We start from the raw sequence: 21212 nt of genomic DNA on the forward strand, positions 1-21212 counted from the left end.
CCGCCGTCAGCGTCGTCTTGCCATGATCGATGTGCCCGATCGTCCCGATGTTTACGTGCGGCTTTGACCGGTCAAACTTTTCCTTGCCCATGACTGCTCGTCTCCTCGTGTTAGCCGGCGCGTGCACCGGGGTTCAGGTGAATACTTCAAACGAAAGCGAAAAACTAAACTTGAGAACCGGGCGGGTTTGTCTCAGTAGTACGCGTACAACTTGAAGAACTTCTCTCGCAGCTCCGGGGCGACTTGCTCCAGGCTGGCGAGATACAGTTCGCGAATCTGGCCCTGGTCGGAGTTGCCCAGCTTGTTGTACTCGGCCTGCGTGGCCGCTCCCAGGTTTCCCTTGCCCAGAATCGTCTCGAAGTCGCGTATGCGCAGCTTCGACCGCTCCAGTGACTTCAGGAAGTCCGCGACGCGACCGGAAGAGAAGGAGGCTTCCACTGCTGCCTTCACTGCGTTGAAGGTCTCCGGATCGGAGACGGTTAGTACGGGTTGCTGATACAGACTGCTCAACACACTCTCCTGCGATCCCTGTTGCCTGACCGCGTCTATCAATCTTTGGAGCGGGAGACGGGAATCGGACCCGCGACCAACAGCTTGGAAGGCTGTGACTCTACCACTGAGTTACTCCCGCTTGCCTGCAGGGACCGAACCCTTTACTTCAAAAATCTGGAGCTGACGGAGAGGCTTGAACTCTCGACCTCTCCCTTACCAAGGGAGTGCTCTACCACTGAGCTACGCCAGCGTTGTACAAAACACGCAAAACAATCTGCTAAAACTCTTTACCAAACAATCTTACCGCGAACGCAGCCGTCCGAGTATGACACGAAAGGCAAAAAAACCTAACAGGATCCAGGTCAGCTGTTGATACTTGCCCGGCTCCATTGTCTGCCAGACCGCTATCGCCAACAACCCCAGCACAGCCAGCGCAATCCACATTCTTCCGCTGCTTGCCGGACTCAGATCCACAACACTCACCAGTTACAGCAACCTTCCACAACCGCAGTACAAAATTATGGTGCACAGGGGAGGATTCGAACCTCCGTAACTCGAAGAGTGGCAGATTTACAGTCTGCTGCCATTAACCACTCGGCCACCTGTGCACATCCTGCTTTGAACTCCAGCGCGCAGCCCTCATCTCAATCTCTCAAGTTCGCACCTCGATTCTAAACCGCGAATCGGGCGCGTACTCACCCTTGAAGAATGAAGAGGAGGCCTGCAAAGCCAGAACGGCAAGCAGTACAACCAAATCCGTCTTTCTTTTCCCGCTGCTTGAAACTGGAGCTGGCGAAGGGACTTGAACCCCCGACCCTCTGATTACAAATCAGATGCTCTACCAGCTGAGCTACGCCAGCCCAAACAGCAATTTGCCCTCTGTAAGCTCAGCCGCCCAACGCGCAGCAGTGCCCGCGCAGAGTGCGCCGCAGACCTAACTTTAGCATAGCGGACACATGGGAGCAATGGGTTACAGCCTGCGGATCTCCTCCGCTTACCGAGCCGTCGCCGAATGCGTCCAAAGTTCGCCTCCGTGCTAGGCTAGGCCAGCATTTTCAGTTTCAGCCTGTTGGAAATTCCGGAACCCAGGTCGATCAAATTCATGCGCTTTCTGCTTCTTCTCTCTCTTCTGTTCAGCACGTTGCCGGTAGTGGCGCAGAGCACAGGCGATGCCCCCCAATTGATCGAGGGTCCCCAAACAGCCTCCCAGACAACCTCGCCAAAGTCCGCCGTCATGAACAACGATTCGGTGGTCAAAATGGTCAAGGCCGGCCTAGGAGACGAGCTGATCGTTCAAACCATCAACACTCAGCCCGGAAAGTACAACACAGACGCTGACTCCCTCGTGACCCTCAAAACAGCAGGGCTCTCGGACCGCGTCATCGCCGCCATGATGAACAAGAGTCGCCGGCAACTCACCAACGTGCCGGAGACGGAACGACCCATCGTCCTCTCCGACGTCAACGAGATCGGCGTCTACTACAAGGATCGCTCAGGAAAGTGGACCGCGATCGACCCTGAGATCGTCCACATCAAGTCAGGCGGATTCATCAAATCAACCGTGACCAACGGCATCATCAAGCAGGATCGCAACGGCCGCGTCAATGGCCGCGAATCCGCACTCGCGCTCAAGCGCCCGATCGAAGTTCTGCTCTACACGCCAGAGGGAGTCTCAGCCAGCGAGTACACCTTCGTTCGCTTTCGCCTCAACTCCAGCAACCGTGAGTTCCGCATCCTCACCGGCGGAGTCTTCCACTCAAGCGGCGGGGCAGATCGCGACGAGGTACCCTTCAAGCCGGTGCGAACCGCTCCGCGCACCTACGAGTTCACCGTGGGAGACAGCGTCGCAGGCGGCGAGTTCGGCATTCTGCCACCCGGCACAGGCAACGTCACCAACGGCGGAAAGATCTACACCTTCGCCATCGTGGAATAAACGTGGAATAACTTTTCAATAACCTCACAACTCCTCTTCAATCCCACGCGGCAAGGAGCCACCACCGAAGCCCACGCCCCAAGATGGGCTATGCTTATTGCTTGAGGCGCTGCAGTTCGTGAATCGTACTGACCATGCTGACACTTTGCCCAACCGGCCATGTCCCTGATGCATAAGCGCACACGCTACTCTCTGTTGCTGATGCTGTCGTTGATGGCTGCGCTGGTCGTAGCCCTGGTGCTGCGAAAGGCCGCTCCGCCAGAGGTCGCGCGCCTGCTTCCTGAGTCCGACGCGATCGTCTATGCCAACCTGAAGCCGCTGCGGGCTGCGACCCACTTCGATCGCTCGCCGGTAAATCGCACCCCTGAGTATCAGCAGTTCATCGACGCCACAGGCATCGTCCCCGAGCGCGATCTCGACTCAGTAGCCTTCGCCCTGCACCGTATGGATGACCCCAACGGCCCGAACGGCCCGGTCGGATACTCCGAGGTCTTCGAAGGCCGTTTTGATGGAGAGCGCCTGGCACACTATCTCGCCTCGATCGCTACGGCGAAGGAGACCTACGCCGACCACGACATCTTCACCATCCGCGTAGGCGACGAGAGCAACACGCGACCTTTGCGCATCACGCAGCTTGGTTACGACACCATCGCCGCTTCCAACATGCCGACGGCCGAGCAGATTCACTCCATCCTCGATCGCCATCGCGCCGCTGCGTCGCCGTTTTCAGGCTCGTCGCTCTTGTCGGCACGCTACCGCGACGTGCCCGCATTTTCAAGCGCGTGGGGCATCGGCCACATCGGCCTCCCCTTCTCCGAGCGCGGCACAATTAGCATCTTCGGCCTGCAACTACCCATGTCGGAGGACACGACCTTCGTCGCCAGCCTGCGCTATCTCGGAACCCTGCATCTGCGCATCGAGCAGATTGCTCCGAACGACGCCGACGCGGCCCGTGCCACCGAGACTCTCACCTCGCTGCTCTCGCTCATGAAGACCGTGCAGCAGGCACAGGCGCAGATGCAGCCTCACCCCGCCACCGATGCGGCATTTCGCGAGCTGACCGACTCCACGAAGATCGAACAACACAAAGATCGCGCTGTCTTGACGGCGAACATCTCGCTTGAACTCGTCAAACAACTCGCAGCGCCCAACCCCGATCTTCAGCCATAACGACCAAGATGACAGAGACGACTGACGTGCAGCAGCCAACCACGATTCTGCTCATTCGCCACGGCCAGAGCGTCGCGAATGCAGGCGGCATCCCACCCGACCACATCACCAATCCCCTGACGGAGCTCGGCCAGGCCCAGGCAAAGGCCTTCGCCGACAGCTTCCCCTGCGAACCGACACTGTTTCTCCTCTCACCCTATCTCCGCGCCCAGCAGACCTCGGTTCCGCTTCGACAGCGCTACCCCGAGGTGACGTCTGAAGAGTGGCCGATTCAGGAGTTCCATTATCTAAACCCTGCGCGACGCAACCGTACCAGCGAAGAGCAGCAGATGCCGCACATTCTGGAGTTCTGGGAGCGAGACGACCCCTCCTACTCCGATGGCCCCGGAGCCGAGTCGTTCAGTGGCTTCCTCAGCCGCGCCCGCGACGCCCTCAAACGGCTCGCCCAATTGAAATCAGAGGGATGCATCGCCGTCTTCACTCACGGCCTCTTCATGCAGGCCATCCGCCTTCTCTTACTCTTCCCCCATGCAACCGATCGGCAGCTGATGTCAAACTTTCGGCGCTTCCACTTCGGCAACTTCATCGAGAACCTCGAGGTAGTCGAGCTCGAAGTGGCCAACGGTCAACTCCGAATGGTCGGGCAGCAGCATCTAACCGCTTTCACGCTCCAAGGAGAAACGTCTCATGAATAGCTCTACTCCTTCCGTCCTTCGAGTCCTGGCTCTGGCGTCCCTGGTCTCTGCGCTGCCGGCTTCTGTGTTCGCACAGTCCGGCACCGTCATCACCGGGCCGTCCGCCTTCACCGACTACACGCAGGAGCACCCCGGCGTCCGCCGCAAGATCACACTGGCCGACCTGCCCGAGCCCAAGCCGGACGAGTCCGTCGACAACGGCCCCAGCGTCGTCCCCCGGCCCGAGGGTGCATGGCCCATCGCGCCCGCCGGCTTCAAGGTGGAGATGTACGCGCAGGGATTTAAAGAGCCTCGGCTGATGCGAACCGCTCCCAACGGCGATATCTTCCTCGCCGACTCCCACGACGACAAGATCATGGTCCTGCGCGGCGTGGGCCCTGACGGCAAGGCAGCGACCGTCTCCACCTTCGCCTCCGGCCTCGATCTTCCTTTCGGCATCGCCTTCTATCCCAGCGGCCCCAACCCCAAGTGGGTCTACGTCGGCAACACCAAGACGGTGGTCCGCTTCCCCTACAAGTCCGGCGACCTGGTTGCAACCGGAAAGCCTGAGACCATCGTCGCCCAGCTCCCCGGCTTCGCCCAGCTCCGGGGCGGCGGACACTGGACCCGCGACATCGTCTTCTCTCCCGACGGCACCAAGATGCTCGTCTCGGTTGGCTCCGCCTCCAACGCGGACGATCCTGACACTCATCCCAATGAGTTTCATCGCGCCGACGTACTTGAGTTCACCCCGGAAGGAAAGTTCATCAAGGTCTATGCCAGCGGTCTTCGCAACTGCGTCGGCGAGGCTATTAACCCAACCACCGGCCAGCTCTGGTGCTCCACCAACGAGCGGGACCGCCTCGGCGACAACCTCGTTCCCGACTACATCACCAGCGTCAAGGAAGACGGCTTCTACGGGTGGCCCTGGTACTACATGGGCGGCCATCAGGACCCGCGCCTCGTGGGCACGCACCCGGAGCTGAAGGACAAGGTCATCACGCCCGACGTCATCCTGCAGCCGCACTTCGCCTCTCTCGAGATGGTCTTCTACACCGGCAAGCAGTTTCCCTCCGCCTATGACGGCGACGGCTTCGCAGCCGAGCACGGCTCCTGGAACCGCGCCCACCGCTCCGGCTACGAGGTCATCCGCATCCCCATGCACGACGGCCACGCGACCGGAGAGTACGAAGACTTCCTGACCGGATTCGTCACCTCGGATGGCAAGGTCTGGGGCCGGCCCGTCGGGGTCACCGAGGCGAAGGACGGTTCCCTCTTCGTAACCGACGATGGCTCGAAGACCATCTGGCACGTCAGCTACACCGGCAAATAAAACCGTCTCGACATAGAGCCGCAAAATAAAAGAACGGCCGAGATCTTCGGCCGTTCTTGTTTTGTAGGCATCTCTGAGCTGTTGTGTCAGAGAGCACTTTCAAAAGCTGCATTTTTGAAGCCCCTGTTTTTGAAGGGATAACCCAGCGTCGCGTTCGCAACCTGGGGCGACTGGACAGAAGCAATTTCCCGCCTGCTCGAAACCACCGAAACCAGCGCTTCGAAGCAGTCTGCATCGAGCTGAACAGGAATGAGCTTCGACATGATCGACAGTGTCTCGTCGAGCTCGATACCCGCTCGATAGGGACGATCCTCCGAGAGCGCCGCGTACACGTCGGCAACAGCAACGATGCGAGACTCAACCGAGAGATCCGGCCCTTTCAGATGATCGGGATAGCCCGAGCCGTCGAGCTTTTCATGATGCTCACCTGCAATGACCGCCATCTCGCAGAAGGGTGCAACCCGCTCCAGAATCCGTCGTGTAATTCGCGGATGCTCGTACACTGCCTTCCATTCTTCGGCGCTTAGCTGGCTCTTTTTGTCGAGAATCGCATTGGCGACGCCCAGTTTGCCGATGTCATGCAGTAAAGCCGCCCTGCGAACCAATTGTGCGCGGTCTGCAGCAAGTCCCATCGCCTGCGCAATGCCGAACGCAGCGTCCGCAACTCCCTGAGAGTGGCGAAAGGTGAAGTGGGACTTCGCATCCACCACATCCGCAAACGCCTCGCAGATGCGATCGATCTGGCTGGACTCCAACTGGTGCCGCCTGCCCGAGTCGAGGTCGAGAACGGCCTGCCGCGTATCCTGCTCTGCATCCGCGGGGGAGCAGTTATTCCAGAGCGCCCCGCGGCGATGCAGCGATCGTGCGATGCGGACCAGCTGCGGATCGAACCAGGTGCCGCTACGCTCATCCAGGGTATCGATCGCACTCTGTGTCCCGGCTGCGGCAGAGACAAGATCCAAATGCTGCGCAATAGCGCAGATGCGAGCCAACAGGGGAATCTGCTCTCCCTTCAGGCTGTCCGGATAGCCGCTTCCGTCCCATCGTTCGTCCACACTGCGGACAGCCTCGGCAGCAATAGGACCCATGCCGAGTTCGTTCAAGATGCTGGCTCCCCGGTCGTAGCGAGGTGACAGTTTCTCGAGACTCTGGTAACGCGTGATTCCGTTCTTGAAGGATCTGGCGGCCCGGACAACGCGACCCGCGTCGGGAAGAACCTGACTCCAAAGAAGCTTCAGGGTCGATAGACTCGGCTTGTGCGGTCTGCTCCAGTCTTCAAGATTCACCGCGGCCCTCGCCGCGCGATCGTCTCCGGCAAGAATCTGGCTCATGCGGCTGGCGCTGCGGCTGCAACCGATATCTTTCAGAAGCAGTGCAAAGTAGAGGCTGCTGGTCTGGTCCGAGGGAAGCTTTACCTCTTCGGCGATGCGCATGCCCAGCAGGCAGCTGCGAAGCGCATGGCCATGTACCGCGCCCTCGGTCAGGTCAAGCGCATAGGAGAGCGCCGAAATAATATCCGACAGGGAGATGGATCCGTCAAAGCCCTGCACATTACGTCGAAAAGCCGCTGAGGTCTGCGCCATGTATGTCTCGTTCTCTCGTGAAGCCAGAATGGAATTAAGATCTTTTTCCAGGGCTGACAGACGCGATCTATTGCAGGACTTCAATGTTCATGGTGAATATATCGGCGGCAAACCAGGGTGGGTATTACCCAAATGGTGCACAACAGGATTGAACCCAGGCGTTCTCCCGTTAAGGGAATGGACCTTTGAATGCCCATTCATCTCGTCCGTTTCAGAAGCGCAAAAAAAGGCAGAGCCGACAACCTGCATCAGCTCTGCCGTTCCTTGAAATCGCTCGAAACTACTGGCCCTTCGCTATCTCCGTACCCAGGTCCGCCAGCGTCGTCCGCAGATATTTGTGCGGATTCACCGGCGTACTCCTGATGCGAACCTCGTAGTGCAGATGCGAGCCGGTCGTGCGTCCGCTGTGGCCGACGTAGCCAATTACCTGGCCGCGCACCACCGTCTGCCCCGCGATGCAGGCGAAGCCCGACATATGCCCATAGACCGTCTCCACCCCATGCCCATGGTCGATCACGACCTCGCGCCCGTAGCCGTTGGACATCTCTGCCTGCATGACGATGCCGTCTCCGGTCGCACGGATCGGTATACCATTCGGGGCGCCGATGTCGATACCCGTATGGAACTCGCCTTCGCCGTTCCCCAGCACCGGGTCCTCGCGCTGGCCAAAGCTGCTGGTGATCGGCCCCATGATCGGCCAGAGCGTCGGGACATACGACGCAACCTCAAGACTGCCGACTCCCAGCAGATCGGTAGAGACGTATCCCGGACCATTGAGACTCGAGATGGCCCGGGTCGCCGTGCCGCTCATCGCCGAGCTACGAAGCGAATAAAACGCATCGATCGACTTGTAGTAAGCCTGCTCCGAGTTATCCGAAGAATCCGTGCCATCGGTCAATGGCATCTTGGCAATTGCCTCCGCCACTCCCGACGACTTGCCGTGAGGCTTGCTGGTGAGCTTGCCCATGGGCGATGCCAGCTTGCTCGCCGTCAGACCGTACAGAACCGAAACCTCGCTCGCCAGAGAGCCCAACGAAGCCGCCTGAATATCTTTTTCATGCGCTGCCTTCTCGAGGTGCGCATAGTCCTTCTGGAGCGAGTTGTGGTCCTGCCGCAGCTGGTTGAACCGGGCAGTCTTGATCAGCATCCGGGAGTAGGACCCAGCCAATCCGGTGATCGTAAACATGCCGATGATCGCTGCGGCCACAAAGATATACGCGTAGTGCAGAGGAACCGGCACCTTACTTAGGTTGCCCTCTTCATCGCGGCTGACCAGCATGATGTAGTGACGTTTTTTCAGCTTCAATCGGAATCCCTGGCCCAGATTTGACCGCGAAGCGAAACCGCGGCTCGAAGAAATTACAATCAAAAAATCACACCAGGCAAATCGAATTCATCAATCGCCATTCCTGATTGCAGATCTCTCTTGAGCGTCCTCTAAGAGGGTACCAAAGCAGTTACCCGCCGTGCAAACGAGCATAGACCAGATCTTCCCCCTGTAACTACCACAAAAGAGTCACATTGTGCTTTCCGTTTATGCTGCCATCAGCATGAAAAAACCATCCACACCTCTCGGAGAGCTGGACCTGATCGAGCAGATCCGCCACGACTTCGCCACCAGTAACAGCGCGGTCAAGCTCGGCATCGGCGACGATTGCGCGATCCTGCGCCCTCCCCCCGGATGCGAAGTACTGGTGACCACGGACTTTACCCTCGAGGGCCGACACTTCCGCCGCGACTCCCATCCGCCGGAGTCGATAGGCCATCGATGCCTCGCTCGCGGACTGAGCGATCTCGCCGCTATGGGCGCGACCCCACTCGCGGCCTTCCTCTCCCTCGCGCTTCCCTCCACCATGCTCACCAAATCCGCCGGCCGCGCTTGGACCAAGGGCTTCTTCAACGGTCTGCGTGCGCTCGCCGAGCTGCACAGCGTTCCCCTCGCAGGAGGGGACACCTCAGAGTCCCCCGGCGGCAGAAGTGCCCTGATCCTCGCCGACATCGTTCTGATCGGCTCTGCGCCAAAGGGCAAGGCGCTGCGCCGTTCTGGAGCCTCACCCGGAGACGCACTCTACGTAACGGGCCAACTCGGCGGCGCCGCTGCAGAGTTGGCCATCATGCTGAAGCGAAGACGACGGCCCCCCACCAATAAGACCACCGAAGATCATCCCCACATGTTTCCCGAGCCACGTCTGGACGTAGGCGAAGCCCTCCAGCGTCGTGGACTCGCCACAGCCTGCCTCGATATCAGCGACGGGCTCTCGACCGACCTGGCTCACCTCTGCCGCGCCTCAGGAGTGAATGCAGAGATCGAACAGGAAGCACTCCCGATCCATCCCCTCGCCGGAAAGCTGGATGCCCCGGCTGCCCTGCACACAGCGCTGCACGGGGGCGAAGACTACGAGCTACTATTCGGCGCGCCATCCTCAATCAGAATGCCAACCTCCCTCGCAGGAGTGCCACTCACTCGAATCGGCATCCTAAAAGCACGACGCACCGGTCACCCCCTGATGACTATGCTCGCTCCAGACGGCAGCCGAATAGAGTTGAAACCCGGCGGTTGGGAACACTTCTCCAGACCCGTCCGAACGCCCAAAAAGCCACCACGCTGAGCCTGCTACCATCAATCGGTTCGATCCGAATCCGCACCTCAAAAATCTATGCGCGACTCCACCAAGATCATCCGTTCCACACTGAGCCATACCGTCCCCGGCGAGCCGCTGCACGCTGGGCCAGTATTCGCCGCCCCGTACCACACGCCGGGCGACCCGTCGGACACCCCCTACACCTACGCACGCTCACACAATCCAACCTGGACCGCACTCGAAAGAGCCATCGGTCAGATGGAGTCCGGGCAACTCGCTACAGGCGAGAGCTACCAGGCCACCGCGCTGGTCTTCGCCTCCGGCATGGCAGCCTGTGCCGCGGTCTTTGGAGCGGTCCTGCGACCCGGAGACATCGTCGTTCTTCCTTCAAACGCCTACTACACTGCCCGCGCCCTGCTGCAGGAGTACTTCGCTCCCGTGGGCATCACGCTGCGTATGGCGCCCACCGCTGGAAACGCGCAGGCTGAACTACTCGAGGGCGCGCGACTGCTCTGGCTGGAGTCGCCTAGCAATCCCGGCATGGAGATCTGCGACATCGCCCTGCTCAGCGAAGCAGCGCATCGTGCAGGCGCTCTGGTCGCGGTAGACAACACCACGCCCACACCGCTGGGCCAACTTCCGCTCGCACTAGGCGCAGACTTTTCCGTCGCCTCGGATACGAAATCGATGACCGGGCACAGTGATCTCCTGCTGGGCCACGTCGCGGTACGCGACCTCGAGCTCCGTGCAAAGCTCGACCAATGGCGCACCCTCACCGGAGCCGCCCTCGGCCCAATGGAGGCCTGGCTCGCGCTTCGTTCTATCGCAACGCTTCCCCTGCGCCTCGAGCGCTCCTGCGAAAACGCGCAACGCATCGCCGAATTTCTCACATCGAGAAAAGAAGTAACCAGCGTCTTCTACCCCGGCTTGCCGTCGCATCCCGGCCACGCGATCGCGAAGAGACAGATGCGCTACTTCGGCCCGGTGTTGAGCTTCGTATTGCGAGACAAAAGATCCGCCGACACATTTCTCTCCAAGTCCGCCCTGCTCACCGAAGCAACCAGCTTCGGCGGCGTAACGACAACCGCGGAGCGCCGGGCGAAGTGGGGCGGCGACGCAATCCCTGACGGCTTCATCCGTATGAGCGCCGGCTGCGAGGCCATCGAGGACCTCGTCGAAGATATGACCCAAGCCTTGGACGCTGTGCAGTGAGGATTTTTTGGAGAGAAAAAATATGGCTGTGGTGAAAGTGCGTTTTTGCAGGGGTTTTGCGAATTTCGGGGTGTTTTTGGATGGTAAATCGTGGTGAATTTGTGGTGAGATGCGTGGCTGACGTGGTGTTTTGGACTTCACTTTTTCGGACTCGAAAAATACGACAACTTTTTAATATTTATTTTTCGGGGGCCGGGACGTGATGCAAGGTAGCGATGTGTTTGCTCAGACCTGGACCGCTGAGATCCTGAAGACCGCGCCGTTGATCGCGCCCGCGCGGCAGTTTGTCTATCCCAGGCAGATCGCAGGCGAAGAAGACGCGTTGGCCCGAGGTGCGTCGCAGCTGATGGTTCGTCCAGCCAATGGAGGAGCATTTCTCGCAACGTGCGCCCTGGGCTTCACCGACTCCACGATGCCGACCGGAGTCTTTGCCTGTCCCAATCCGCGGGAGATGTGCGCGCTGGCCGGCGGCTACGCGTACCTCGTCGATACCACTCAACCGGAGTACTGCACGCACATCGAGATGAAGCCGGTGGTCGAAGCACGCCCTCTCGTAGCGCAGGGACTTCTGTTATTCGTCGGCTTTCACTCGATGATCGCCTGGGGTGCGAGCGGACAAGCGTGGGAGACGGCGCGACTCAGCTGGGAGGGCGTTCGCATCACCGGCATAGAAGGCAACACGCTGCACGGCATGGGATGGAACCTTCTGACCGATCGCGAGGTTGCCTTCGAAGTAGACCTGCTTACCGGTCATCATCAGGGCGGGGGGTTCGCTCAGCCGCCGCAGCGACAAAAAAGCTGAGCGCTGCATCGCCCTGCTTCAATAGACGAGTGTGTTCGAGCACACTATAGCGCGAAGCAAGCTTCGACTTACTCCCGTGTTCGGCGATCACCAAAGCATCCGCGGCAAGAATCGCACGACCACGCACGCTTCCGAAAAAATTGAGCGTGCCGGAGTATTCGTCCTCAGCCTCGTACGGCGGATCAAGATAGACGATATCCACCGGCTGCGGCAGTTTGCCAAGCCGTTGCAGCATCGCTCCCACACCGCGATCCTCCAGTGTGAATCCGCGACCAATCTTCAACGCGGCAAGATTCTGTCGCAGCGAAGCAAGCGCCGGCTCAGCGTTCTCCGCAAACCAGACGTGCTCCGCGCCACGGCTTATCGCCTCAATCCCCACCGCGCCAGTACCAGCGTAGAGATCGACAAACCGGCAACCCTCCAGCCGCGGCGCAAGGATGTTGAAGAGCGTCTCCCTCAGGCGGTCACTGGTCGGACGAGTTTCGAGACCACGCGGAGCGGCGAGCTGACGAGATCGGTAAGTACCTGCAATGACGCGCATCTTTCCATGGTAAGCCGCCAGCAAGCGAATCCGGTAACGGCAGCGCATACAATTGGGGACATGCGTGGGTGGTCTTTTCCGATCGGCAGATTTCTCGGCGTGGATGTTCGCATTCACACCTTCTTCCTCCTTATCCTTGGGTTGTCGATCAGCTACGCCTCCATGACGGGTGCCACCGGGAGCCGAGGATTCGCTCTCTGGCTTCTCCTCCTGCTCGCTGTCGTCGTTCGGGAAGTAGCCCGCGCCATCGGTGCAGCCTGGTTCGAGCTCGACGTTCGCAGCGTGCTCCTGCTGCCCGTCGGCGGCCTGATGAGCTACGCCAGCACCGAAGCAACCGAGAAGGCCTCCACCCCGGAGATGCAAAAGCGCATGGCCGTCATCGGGCCAACGGCGAACATCGGATTCGGCCTACTGCTGGCCGCGCTGACGCTCGTGATCGCCCCCGAGGTCAGCATCCTCGAGCGGCCTTGGATGTCGCCCCTGCACCTGCTGAGGGCCGCTGTCTGGATGAACATCCTGCTCGGCGTCGTGAACCTGCTGCCAGCCTCGCCGCTCGATGGAGGCCGCGTCTTTCGCGGCGAGTTCGCCAAGACCAAAGGCGTCATGAAGAGTTCACGAGCCGCAGCAGGTCTGGGCCAGTTCATCGCCATCGCCCTCATCGTAGCAGGCCTCCTCGTCCCGAACATGTGGCTGGTCATGATCGGCGCGTTCCTCATGATCGGCGCGCACATGGAAGATCAGGGCCTGCTCCTGCAAACCGACGTCGACGCAGTGCGGATGCGCGATGTAATGCTCACCCAGTTCAGCATGCTGTCGGCCTCCGACACGCTCGAAGACGCACTCCAACGCTCCGTCCATACCCTGCAGGATGTCTTTCCCGTCGTGCGTGGATCGAATCTCGTCGGCGCCGTCTCACGGCAGAGCATCGTCGACGCCCTGCAAAGCGACGGCAACGGCTACGTGCAGGGTGTAATGACGCGCTCCTTCCAGACCGCACAGCCCGACGACTCGCTCGTCAAGACGCTGCGCCGCATCATGGCCGGCCAGGGCGCGCAGATGGTTCCCGTCCTCGAAGGCGACCGCATCGTCGGCATCATCACGCCGCAGAATCTAGCCCTCTCCATGGGCATGCTGAACCAACGCCGCAAGCTGCGGCAACCGGAATAATGGCGAGCCACGACCACGACGACCGGCCGCTGGCGCCGGGGCTCTACCTCGTAGCCACCCCCATCGGCAACCTCGAAGACATCACGCTCCGGGCGCTGCGAGTCCTGCGTCAAGCGGACCGCATCGCCTGCGAAGACACACGCCAAACGCAAAAACTCCTTAACCACTTCGAGATCCGCACCCCCACCGTCAGCTATCACATGCACAATGAGGGCTCGCGCGCCGAAGAACTCATCGCCGAGCTGAAGACCGGTGCCCGCATCGCAGTCGTCAGCGACGCCGGAACCCCCGGCATAGCCGATCCCGGCGGCCAGATCGTCGCCGCTGCCCTCGACGCCGGAGTCGATGTCTTCCCCATCCCAGGCGCAAACGCCGCAGTCAGCGGCCTGATCGCAAGCGGCCTCTCCACCGAGCGCTTCACCTTCCACGGCTTCCTCCCCGCTAAGGCTGGCCAGCGCAAGACAGCGCTCGAAGACCTCATACGAGGCGAGGTAACCCACGTCTTCTACGAAGCCCCGCACCGCATCCTCGACACCCTCGCCGACATCGACGCCGTCTTCGGCCCAGAGCAGCACATCGTCATCGCACGCGAACTGACCAAGCTGCATGAAGAGTTTTTGCGAGGAACAGTCGCCGATCTGCGATCCCAACTAGCCGCGCGCGCCAGCGTCCGCGGAGAGATAGTGCTGATGCTCGCGCCAACCTCAATCGAGAGCACCTCCGACGACAAGAAAGACAAGAAAACCACCCTCGCCGCCGAGGTCTCAGCAATAATGAAGTCAGAAGGAATCAGCGAGATGGACGCTCTGAAGCGAGTCGCCCGCGAACGCGGCATCGGCAAGAGCGAAGCCTATCGCGAGCTGCAGCGCGAGCAGAACCGGCGACGCTAAGCCTCGTCACCACCCAGGCTATTCCCTAATCTCGCCCCTTGACCCGATCATAGTGATACACGTTGCTGGTCGTCCCCAGCGCCTGGTTATAAAGGATCGTCGCACCAATCGCTTCGTTGAGCTCTTCGGTGAACTCATGGATCGACCGCAGATGATCAGCCGACGCCGGAATCTCCAGCTTGCTCGTCTTGAGAAACTTCTGATATCCCCGGTCGAGCACACGCGCGATCTCGCCATTCAGCAGCCATCCTGGCCGAGCCAGTATCTCGACCGTGCCGTCCGGAGCCGTGGCAATCTCAGCCGCACAACCGTATTTCCTTACCTGGACAGCATTTGGCGTTCGCTTTGCACCCTCCTGAGCAGGGGCAACATCGAATCTCTGGCCTCCAAGGAGACCAAGAACGTCATTGAAGCTTCGTTGTGGGATCTTTTTCGCCATAAGTGCAATACGTTAGACTCGATTAACTGTCGCACATTCGCGGAACTCCTTCAATCGCAGCGCTCCGGAACGCGTCAAATGCGTCAAATGAATATCTTAAAGATGGGAGCTGCATGATCGCCACCCTCAAACCGTTTGGAACCAGCATCGTCGAACGCGTCGGTCACACTCCGCTGGTCAGGCTCGAGCGCCTCAGCGCCCATTTGCCCGGAGTCCAGATTCTGGGCAAAGCCGAATGGGCGAACCCCGGCGGCTCGGTGAAAGATCGCGCAGCCTCTGCCATCGTCGCCGACGCACAGCGCAGAGGCCTCCTCAGCGACAGTCGCGGCCTGCTCGACGCCACCAGCGGCAACACCGGTATCGCGTATGCCATGCTGGGCGCTGCGTTGGGCTTTCGGGTCACGCTCTGCATGCCGTCGAACGTCTCGCCCGAGCGCAAGCGCTACCTCGCCGCGTACGGAGCAGAAGTCCTCTGGACCGATCCCGCCAACGGCTCCGACGGCGCAATCCGCAAAGCGCGAGAGCTGGCCGCAGCCGAACCCGATAAGTACTACTACGCCGACCAGTACTCCAACGACGAGAACTGGAAGGCGCACTACCGCACCACCGCGAACGAGATCTGGGAGCAGACTGAGGGCCAGGTGACCCACTTCGTCGCGGGCCTCGGAACCAGCGGCACCTTTATGGGCACCACCCGCCGCCTCAAGGAGCTGAACCCGTCAATCCGATGCATCTCCATGCAGCCGGACTCGCCCTTCAACGGACTCGAAGGCCTCAAGCACATGGCAACCGCAATCGTCCCGCGCATCTACGATCCCGCACTCGCAGACGCCAACATCGACATGCCCACCGAAACCGCCTACGAGATGGTAAAAAATCTGGCCCGCAACCAGGGCCTGCTCGTCGGAATCTCCTCTGCTGCCGCCGTTGCGGCCTCTCTCCAGATTGCCGAGCAGGAAGCCACCGCCGGTCGCGAGGCAGTCATCGTCACCATCCTCTGCGACTCGGCTGAGAAATACATGAGCGAACGCTTCTGGCAGGAGGGCTAACCCAGATGCTTCGCATCCACTACGCTGACTACGAAGCCCTGCGAGCCCACGGTGAAGAGACCTATCCGAACGAGTGCTGCGGCGTCCTACTCGGAAAGAACATCGCTGGCGAGGACGACGGCGTCACGGTCAATCACGTCCAGCAGATCGTCCGCGCCGGCAACACCCGCACCGACTCCGCGCACAACCGCTATCAGATCGCCCCGCAAGAGCTAGTCAAGATCCAGCGGCAGGCGCGCGGCCTCGGCCTGGATATCGTCGGCTTCTACCACTCGCATCCCGACCATCCCGCCCAGTGGTCGAAGACCGACTTCGCCGAAGCCCACTGGCTCGGCTGCTCCTACCTCATCACCAGTGTCGAACAGGGCAAAGCTGTCCTGACCAACTCCTTTCTGCTCAGCGGATCAGGAGAGGACGACAAAAACTTCGAGGACCAAGCCATTCAAATCGACATCGCCGCCAACGTCGCCGAAGCAGCAGCACCCAACCAGAAAGGTCAGGCATGAACATTCACATCCCTACCCCGCTGCGAGCCTACACCGGCGGACTCGAGACCGTCAGCGTAGCGGGAACAACCGTCAGCAGCGTGTTTCAACAACTGACAGTCCAATACCCAGAACTCAAGCCACACCTCTTCACCCCGGAGGGTAAGCTCCGTTCGTTCGTCAACGTCTACCTCAACGACGACGACATCCGCTACCTTCCAAATAAGGAAGAGACCCCGGCAGCCGACACAGACGAACTCACGATCATTCCCTCCATCGCCGGCGGAACAAGCTGTCGACTCTAAAATTTTCCTATTTGTAACCGTCTAAGTTCTAAGACGGTTTTACGAGATGAAGATTTTTTGACGCCCTCCACGAGAGACAGAGGAAAAGACAATGCCAACAGCCCTAGAAGAGACCGTAGAACTCCCGAAGCTCTCCAATGACGAGATCGCCCGTTACTCCCGGCACCTCATCCTCCCCGAAGTTGGAATGGAGGGGCAGCAGAAGCTGAAAGCCGCCAAGGTCCTCTGCGTCGGCACCGGCGGTCTTGGCGCGCCCCTCGCGCTCTATCTCGCAGCCGCGGGCGTAGGCACCATCGGCCTCGTCGACTTCGACACCGTCGACGCCAGCAACCTGCAGCGTCAGATCATCCACTCCACCGCGACCGTCGGCAAGCTCAAGGTCGACTCCGCCGAGATCATGCTCAAGGGCCTCAACCCCACCGTCAAAGTCATCAAGCACAACACTATGCTCACCAGCGCCAACGCGCTCGAGATCCTTAAAGACTACGACGTCATCGCCGACGGCACCGACAACTTCCAGACCCGCTACCTCGTCAACGACGCCTGCGTTCTACTGGGTAAGCCCAACGCCTACGGTTCCATCTTCCGCTTCGAGGGCCAGGCCAGCGTCTTCGGCACCAAGGAAGGCCCCTGCTACCGCTGCCTCTACCCCGAGCCACCACCGCCCGGCCTCGTCCCCTCCTGCGCAGAGGGCGGCGTCCTCGGCATTCTTCCCGGCCTCGTCGGAGTTATCCAGGCGACCGAAACCATCAAGCTGATCCTCGGCATCGGCGACCCGCTCATCGGTCGTCTCCTCCTCGTAGACGCCCTCGGCATGAGCTTCCGCACCCTCAAGCTGCGCAAAAATCCCGAGTGCCCCGTCTGCGGACCAAACCCCACCGTGACCGAGCTCATCGACTACGACCAGTTCTGCGGCATCACCCCGCCGAGCGAAGTCGGCCCCCTCGAAATCGCGCGCGACAAGGCAGTCAGCGATCTCCCTGTCGTCGACGGCATTCCGCAAATCTCTGTACAAGAGCTGAAGCGCAAGCTCGACGCCAAGGAAGACGTCTTCGTCCTCGACGTCCGCGAGCCGCACGAGTACAAGATCGTAAACCTCGGCGCGCCGCTGATTCCGGTCGGAGAGATCGCCCTTCGCACTGCCGAACTCGCCGACAAGAAGGACCGCGAGATCGTCGTCCATTGCAAGTCCGGCGCACGCAGCCAGAAAGCGGCCCTCGCCCTCAAGCAGGCTGGATTCACCAACGTGTCGAACCTAACTGGCGGCATCCTCGCCTGGGCAGACAAGATCGATCCTTCCCTGCCCAAGTACTAACCCACACTTAGCAACAAAAGAAGCGGCGCACTCACCCTGCGCCGCTTTTTTTATTCTGCTTTATCTTCCACTTCAAGCATCTGCAAGCACAGCGGCTTCTCCAGCATGCAATCCATGCGAGCGACCGAAGCCAAAGCCCGCTCAATCGTCGAACTCAGGCAAGGCTCCGTCGTCACCACAAACGGAAGCCGATGCTTCGGATATCCTCGCCGCTGCAGCAGCGAATCGATATTAGCGCCCACCTTCGAGAGAGCCCCCGAAATCGCCGAGACAATTCCCGGCTTGTCGTCGACGACAAAGCGCAGATAGTGCGGAGCTAGAAAGTCTCCTGTCACCTCGCGTCTTCGCACCGGCAGCTGCACCGTCCTGCAATCCTGCGCAACAGCCAGCAGATCCGACACCACAGCAACCGCTGTAGGCTCGCCGCCGGCACCATGTCCCGAGAAAACAACATCCCCGCCAAACCTTCCGCTCACCACCACCATATTCTGCGTGCCATGCGACCACGCCATCGGCGAGGCCAGCGGAACCAGCATTGGCGCAACCCGTGCATGCATCAGCTTTCCGTCAAGCTCTGCACGTGACACCTGGCGAATGGTGCAGTTCAACTCCTTCGCGTAAGAAAAATCGATCGCCTCAATCGCCGAGATCGTCTGTATCGCAACCGCATCCGGGTCCAACTCAGCGTGCATCGCAATGCGCGACAGAATGCAAAGCTTCGCCCGCGCGTCGTAGCCGTCTACATCGGCAGAGGGATCGGACTCCGCATAGCCAAGCTGCTGCGCATCCTCCAGCACGGTCGCGTAGTCGGCCCCAGCCTCCATCCGGCTCAGAATGTAGTTGCAGGTGCCGTTCACAATGCCGCTGAGTCTCGTCACCTGGTCGCCGCACAACCCCTGCAACATCCCCGGAATCACCGGCACCCCACCCGCAACAGCCGCTCCATGCAACAGATGGAGGTTATGCTGCGCAGCAATCTTCGCGAGTCCCGTACCTCGATACGCGATGAGTTGTTTATTCGCCGTGACCACAGACTTGCCCGCTACGAGTGCCTTACGCAACCACCCTTCCACCGGGTTCAGGCCGCCCATCAACTCAACCACAACATCAACATCCGACCGCAGAATCACATCGATGTTATCGGTCCACACCACCGAAGCTGACACGGCCTTCGCAGCTTCAGAGCTACGCTTCCGATCCACATTGCGGTTGAAGATATGCGTCAGCTGCACGTCCGGAAACCTCGACGCAGCCAGCACCCGCGCCACCGAACCACCAACCGTGCCAAACCCGAGCAGCGCAACCTTCACCGCTTTATTTGCCCCCACACTCTTCTTCCGCTTCGTCGTCATCTCTCAATAGTCGATTCTGCCAGCGCGATCACGCCAGGCCTCAAAACTCGAAATCGCCTGCTCCGGCAGAAGATTTACAATCGGAATCTTTCTCTGATCGAGCGACAGCTTCATCTCCTCGTAGAGAAAAGCATCGTCAAAACCAGCCGCGGCAGCGTCGGCGGCACAGTTCCCATAAAAAATGGCCTCGCACCGCGCCCAGTAGATCGCAGCGAGACACATCGGACAAGGCTCACAGCTGGTATAGATATGGCATCCCGCCAGTTGAAACGTCCCAAGCATCTGGCAGGCATTGCGGATTGCTACAATCTCGCCATGCGCCGTCGGGTCGTTGATCGCTGTGACCAGGTTCGCGCCAGTGGCAACGATCTCGCCGTCGCGTACAATCACCGCGCCAAACGGCCCTCCGCGACCGGAGGTGACGTTCTCCGTAGCCAGCGCGATCGCTCTCTGCATGAAGACTGGGTTGCCCTGCATTCGACTCGGTATCCTTAGGTCACACTCTGCGCAGCGGAAGTAAACGGAATAATCAAATTATGGCACATGCCTTTCTCTCAAAACGCGTCGTCACCCCACAGGGCACGCAACCCGGCGCGCTCCTCGTAGAGGATGGAACCATACGCGCTATCTGCCGCCCGTCAGAGATCCCCGCAGACGCCATCCTTCACGACTTCGGCAATGATGCTCTCCTCCCCGGCCTCGTCGACACCCACGTCCACATCAACCAGCCGGGGCGCACCGAATGGGAGGGCTTCCGCACCGCCACCCGCGCCGCAGCAGCCGGAGGCTACACCACGCTCATCGACATGCCGCTCAACTGTCTCCCCGAGACCACCACCGTAGCCGCCCTCGAAGAAAAGCGCGAGGCCGCAAGCGGCGAGTGCTTCGTAGACTGGGCAGCGTGGGGAGGAGCAGTCGCAGACAATCAGCAACACATCCTCCCCCTCGCACAAGCTGGAGTTCTCGGCTTCAAATGTTTTCTCATCTACCCCGGCTGCGACGGCTTCACCATGATCGACCAGCAACAACTGGAAGCCGCGCTCCCATCCATTGCCCAGTCCGGCCTCCCGTTACTCGTACACGCAGAGTTAGCTGGCCCCATCGACGCCGCGACCCAATCACTGCGCCATGCAGACTGGCGACAGTACCAAACCTACCTGGCGTCTCGCCCCGACGAAGCCGAACTCCAGGCCATTCGCCTGATGATCCGTCTCTGCCGCCAATACAGCTTCCGCCTGCACATCGTTCACCTCTCCACCGCGCTCGCTCTAGTCGAGTTGAAGTCCGCCCGCAAAGAAGGCCTCCCCATCACGGTCGAGACCTGCCCGCACTATCTGCACTTCGCCGCAGAAGAGATCGCCGATGGCAACACCCTTCTCAAGTGCGCGCCTCCCATTCGCAGCAAGGAAAATCAGCGTGGCCTCTGGCGCGGACTCCACGACGGAACCATCGACATGATCGTCACCGACCACTCCCCCTGCCCGCCCGGCATGAAGCGCACCGACACCGGCCGTTTCGATCAAGCCTGGGGCGGCATCGCCAGCCTCTCCCTGGCACTCTCGATCATCCACACCGACTGCGGGAATCGCGGCGATACGCTCGACGACATTACACGTTGGATGAGTAGCGCACCCGCAGCCCTCGCCGGCCTCGCTCGCCAGGCAGGCGTACTCCAGTCTGGCCGTGACGCCAACTTCGTCCGCTTCGACACCGAAGCAACCTTCACCGTCACACCCGACAAGCTGCATTACCGCCACGCCATCTCGCCGTACCTCAACGAAACCCTGCGCGGCCTAGTAAAAGCCACCTATCTACGCGGAGAACCGGTGTATCAGGAAGGCATCTTCGCCTCGACTCCCAAGGGCCGAGAGGTCAAGTTATAGTAGGC

Annotated in this window: 22 protein-coding genes and 4 tRNA genes; 14 read left to right on the top strand and 12 right to left on the bottom strand. The window is 60.3% G+C overall.

The window, feature by feature from the left end:
• The 6 genes from HDF10_RS16180 to HDF10_RS16205 form a co-directional block, all read right to left on the bottom strand.
• Positions 1 to 91, bottom strand: a 91-nt coding sequence (locus HDF10_RS16180) for a GTP-binding protein (RefSeq protein ID WP_183769003.1), incomplete at its 3' end; no start/stop codon positions are given.
• A gap of 101 nt (positions 92 to 192) precedes the next feature.
• Positions 193 to 513: a hypothetical protein gene (locus tag HDF10_RS16185; RefSeq protein WP_311732790.1), complete on the bottom strand. Its 321-nt coding sequence runs from the start codon at positions 511 to 513 to the stop codon at positions 193 to 195.
• 43 nt (positions 514 to 556) lie between these two features.
• Positions 557 to 631 (bottom strand) — tRNA-Gly (locus tag HDF10_RS16190).
• Between the two features lie 36 nt (positions 632 to 667).
• A tRNA-Thr gene (locus tag HDF10_RS16195) sits at positions 668 to 742 on the bottom strand.
• A 271-nt stretch (positions 743 to 1013) separates the two neighbouring features.
• Positions 1014 to 1100, bottom strand: a tRNA-Tyr gene (locus HDF10_RS16200).
• A 176-nt stretch (positions 1101 to 1276) separates the two neighbouring features.
• Positions 1277 to 1352, bottom strand: a tRNA-Thr gene (locus HDF10_RS16205).
• A gap of 242 nt (positions 1353 to 1594) precedes the next feature.
• On the opposite strand from HDF10_RS16205, the gene HDF10_RS16210 reads away from it, so the two are divergent.
• The 4 genes from HDF10_RS16210 (at position 1595) to HDF10_RS16225 (ending at position 5602) form a co-directional block, all read left to right on the top strand.
• A complete protein-coding gene (locus HDF10_RS16210) occupies positions 1595 to 2425 on the top strand; it encodes a hypothetical protein (RefSeq protein ID WP_183815213.1) in 831 nt (276 codons plus the stop codon).
• Positions 2426 to 2593: 168 nt separating this feature from the next.
• Positions 2594 to 3595: a hypothetical protein gene (locus HDF10_RS16215; protein WP_183815215.1), complete on the top strand. Its 1002-nt coding sequence runs from the start codon at positions 2594 to 2596 to the stop codon at positions 3593 to 3595.
• An 8-nt stretch (positions 3596 to 3603) separates the two neighbouring features.
• A complete protein-coding gene (locus HDF10_RS16220; RefSeq protein WP_183815217.1) occupies positions 3604 to 4290 on the top strand; it encodes a histidine phosphatase family protein in 687 nt (228 codons plus the stop codon).
• Positions 4283 to 5602, top strand: coding sequence for a PQQ-dependent sugar dehydrogenase (locus HDF10_RS16225; protein ID WP_183815219.1), 1320 nt, complete (start codon positions 4283 to 4285; stop codon positions 5600 to 5602). Before HDF10_RS16220 ends, HDF10_RS16225 begins: the two co-directional genes overlap by 8 nt.
• An 86-nt stretch (positions 5603 to 5688) precedes the next feature.
• Here HDF10_RS16225 and HDF10_RS16230 read toward each other — a convergent pair whose 3' ends face one another.
• Complete coding sequence (locus tag HDF10_RS16230) at positions 5689 to 7185, bottom strand: HD-GYP domain-containing protein (RefSeq protein ID WP_183815221.1); 1497 nt, start codon at positions 7183 to 7185, stop codon at positions 5689 to 5691.
• Between the two features lie 280 nt (positions 7186 to 7465).
• Positions 7466 to 8485 carry a M23 family metallopeptidase gene (locus tag HDF10_RS16235; RefSeq protein ID WP_260177974.1) on the bottom strand — a complete coding sequence of 340 codons (1020 nt, stop codon included), beginning with the start codon at positions 8483 to 8485 and terminating at the stop codon, positions 7466 to 7468.
• Positions 8486 to 8708: 223 nt separating this feature from the next.
• Between HDF10_RS16235 and thiL the strand changes: the two genes are divergently transcribed.
• The 3 genes from thiL to HDF10_RS16250 all read left to right on the top strand — a co-directional run bounded on the left by thiL (position 8709) and on the right by HDF10_RS16250 (position 11781).
• Positions 8709 to 9794, top strand: coding sequence for a thiamine-phosphate kinase (thiL, locus tag HDF10_RS16240; RefSeq protein ID WP_311732792.1), 1086 nt, complete (start codon positions 8709 to 8711; stop codon positions 9792 to 9794).
• Between the two features lie 48 nt (positions 9795 to 9842).
• Positions 9843 to 10979, top strand: a complete 1137-nt coding sequence (locus tag HDF10_RS16245) for a cystathionine gamma-lyase (RefSeq protein WP_183815223.1) — start codon at positions 9843 to 9845, stop codon at positions 10977 to 10979.
• 202 nt (positions 10980 to 11181) lie between these two features.
• Positions 11182 to 11781: a hypothetical protein gene (locus tag HDF10_RS16250; protein WP_183815754.1), complete on the top strand. Its 600-nt coding sequence runs from the start codon at positions 11182 to 11184 to the stop codon at positions 11779 to 11781.
• Here the strand turns inward: HDF10_RS16250 and rsmD are convergent.
• On the bottom strand, positions 11723 to 12322 hold the full coding sequence (gene rsmD / locus HDF10_RS16255) for a 16S rRNA (guanine(966)-N(2))-methyltransferase RsmD (protein ID WP_260177954.1): 600 nt from the start codon (positions 12320 to 12322) through the stop codon (positions 11723 to 11725). The two genes, HDF10_RS16250 and rsmD, sit on opposite strands and share 59 nt — an antisense overlap.
• Before the next feature lie 60 nt (positions 12323 to 12382).
• On the opposite strand from rsmD, the gene HDF10_RS16260 reads away from it, so the two are divergent.
• Positions 12383 to 13489 (top strand): CBS domain-containing protein, encoded by a 1107-nt coding sequence (locus tag HDF10_RS16260; RefSeq protein ID WP_183815232.1) that lies wholly within the window; start codon positions 12383 to 12385, stop codon positions 13487 to 13489.
• Positions 13489 to 14379: a 16S rRNA (cytidine(1402)-2'-O)-methyltransferase gene (gene rsmI, locus HDF10_RS16265; protein ID WP_183815233.1), complete on the top strand. Its 891-nt coding sequence runs from the start codon at positions 13489 to 13491 to the stop codon at positions 14377 to 14379. The genes HDF10_RS16260 and rsmI overlap by 1 nt, the downstream gene beginning before the upstream one ends.
• Before the next feature lie 25 nt (positions 14380 to 14404).
• On the opposite strand, the gene HDF10_RS16270 is transcribed toward rsmI, so the two are convergent.
• Positions 14405 to 14818 (bottom strand): hypothetical protein, encoded by a 414-nt coding sequence (locus HDF10_RS16270; RefSeq protein ID WP_183815235.1) that lies wholly within the window; start codon positions 14816 to 14818, stop codon positions 14405 to 14407.
• 113 nt (positions 14819 to 14931) lie between these two features.
• Here HDF10_RS16270 and HDF10_RS16275 point away from each other — a divergent pair, with 113 nt between their 5' ends.
• The 4 genes from HDF10_RS16275 (at position 14932) to moeB (ending at position 17972) form a co-directional block, all read left to right on the top strand.
• The gene (locus HDF10_RS16275; RefSeq protein ID WP_183815237.1) at positions 14932 to 15867 is read left to right on the top strand and encodes a PLP-dependent cysteine synthase family protein; all 936 of its coding nucleotides are present in this window, start codon (positions 14932 to 14934) and stop codon (positions 15865 to 15867) included.
• Between the two features lie 5 nt (positions 15868 to 15872).
• On the top strand, positions 15873 to 16373 hold the full coding sequence (locus HDF10_RS16280; RefSeq protein ID WP_183815239.1) for a M67 family metallopeptidase: 501 nt from the start codon (positions 15873 to 15875) through the stop codon (positions 16371 to 16373).
• A complete protein-coding gene (locus HDF10_RS16285) occupies positions 16370 to 16657 on the top strand; it encodes a MoaD/ThiS family protein (RefSeq protein ID WP_183815241.1) in 288 nt (95 codons plus the stop codon). Before HDF10_RS16280 ends, HDF10_RS16285 begins: the two co-directional genes overlap by 4 nt.
• A 91-nt stretch (positions 16658 to 16748) precedes the next feature.
• Positions 16749 to 17972 carry a molybdopterin-synthase adenylyltransferase MoeB gene (gene moeB / locus HDF10_RS16290; protein ID WP_183815243.1) on the top strand — a complete coding sequence of 408 codons (1224 nt, stop codon included), beginning with the start codon at positions 16749 to 16751 and terminating at the stop codon, positions 17970 to 17972.
• Positions 17973 to 18022: 50 nt separating this feature from the next.
• On the opposite strand, the gene HDF10_RS16295 is transcribed toward moeB, so the two are convergent.
• A complete protein-coding gene (locus tag HDF10_RS16295) occupies positions 18023 to 19324 on the bottom strand; it encodes a homoserine dehydrogenase (protein WP_183815245.1) in 1302 nt (433 codons plus the stop codon).
• Positions 19325 to 19327: 3 nt separating this feature from the next.
• Positions 19328 to 19801, bottom strand: a complete 474-nt coding sequence (locus HDF10_RS16300) for a nucleoside deaminase (RefSeq protein WP_183815246.1) — start codon at positions 19799 to 19801, stop codon at positions 19328 to 19330.
• A 59-nt stretch (positions 19802 to 19860) separates the two neighbouring features.
• Between HDF10_RS16300 and allB the strand changes: the two genes are divergently transcribed.
• A complete protein-coding gene (allB, locus tag HDF10_RS16305; protein WP_183815248.1) occupies positions 19861 to 21207 on the top strand; it encodes an allantoinase AllB in 1347 nt (448 codons plus the stop codon).
• Positions 21208 to 21212 lie beyond the last annotated feature (5 nt).

The organism is Tunturiibacter empetritectus (assembly GCF_014201375.1).
Taxonomy (GTDB): domain Bacteria; phylum Acidobacteriota; class Terriglobia; order Terriglobales; family Acidobacteriaceae; genus Edaphobacter; species Edaphobacter lichenicola_D.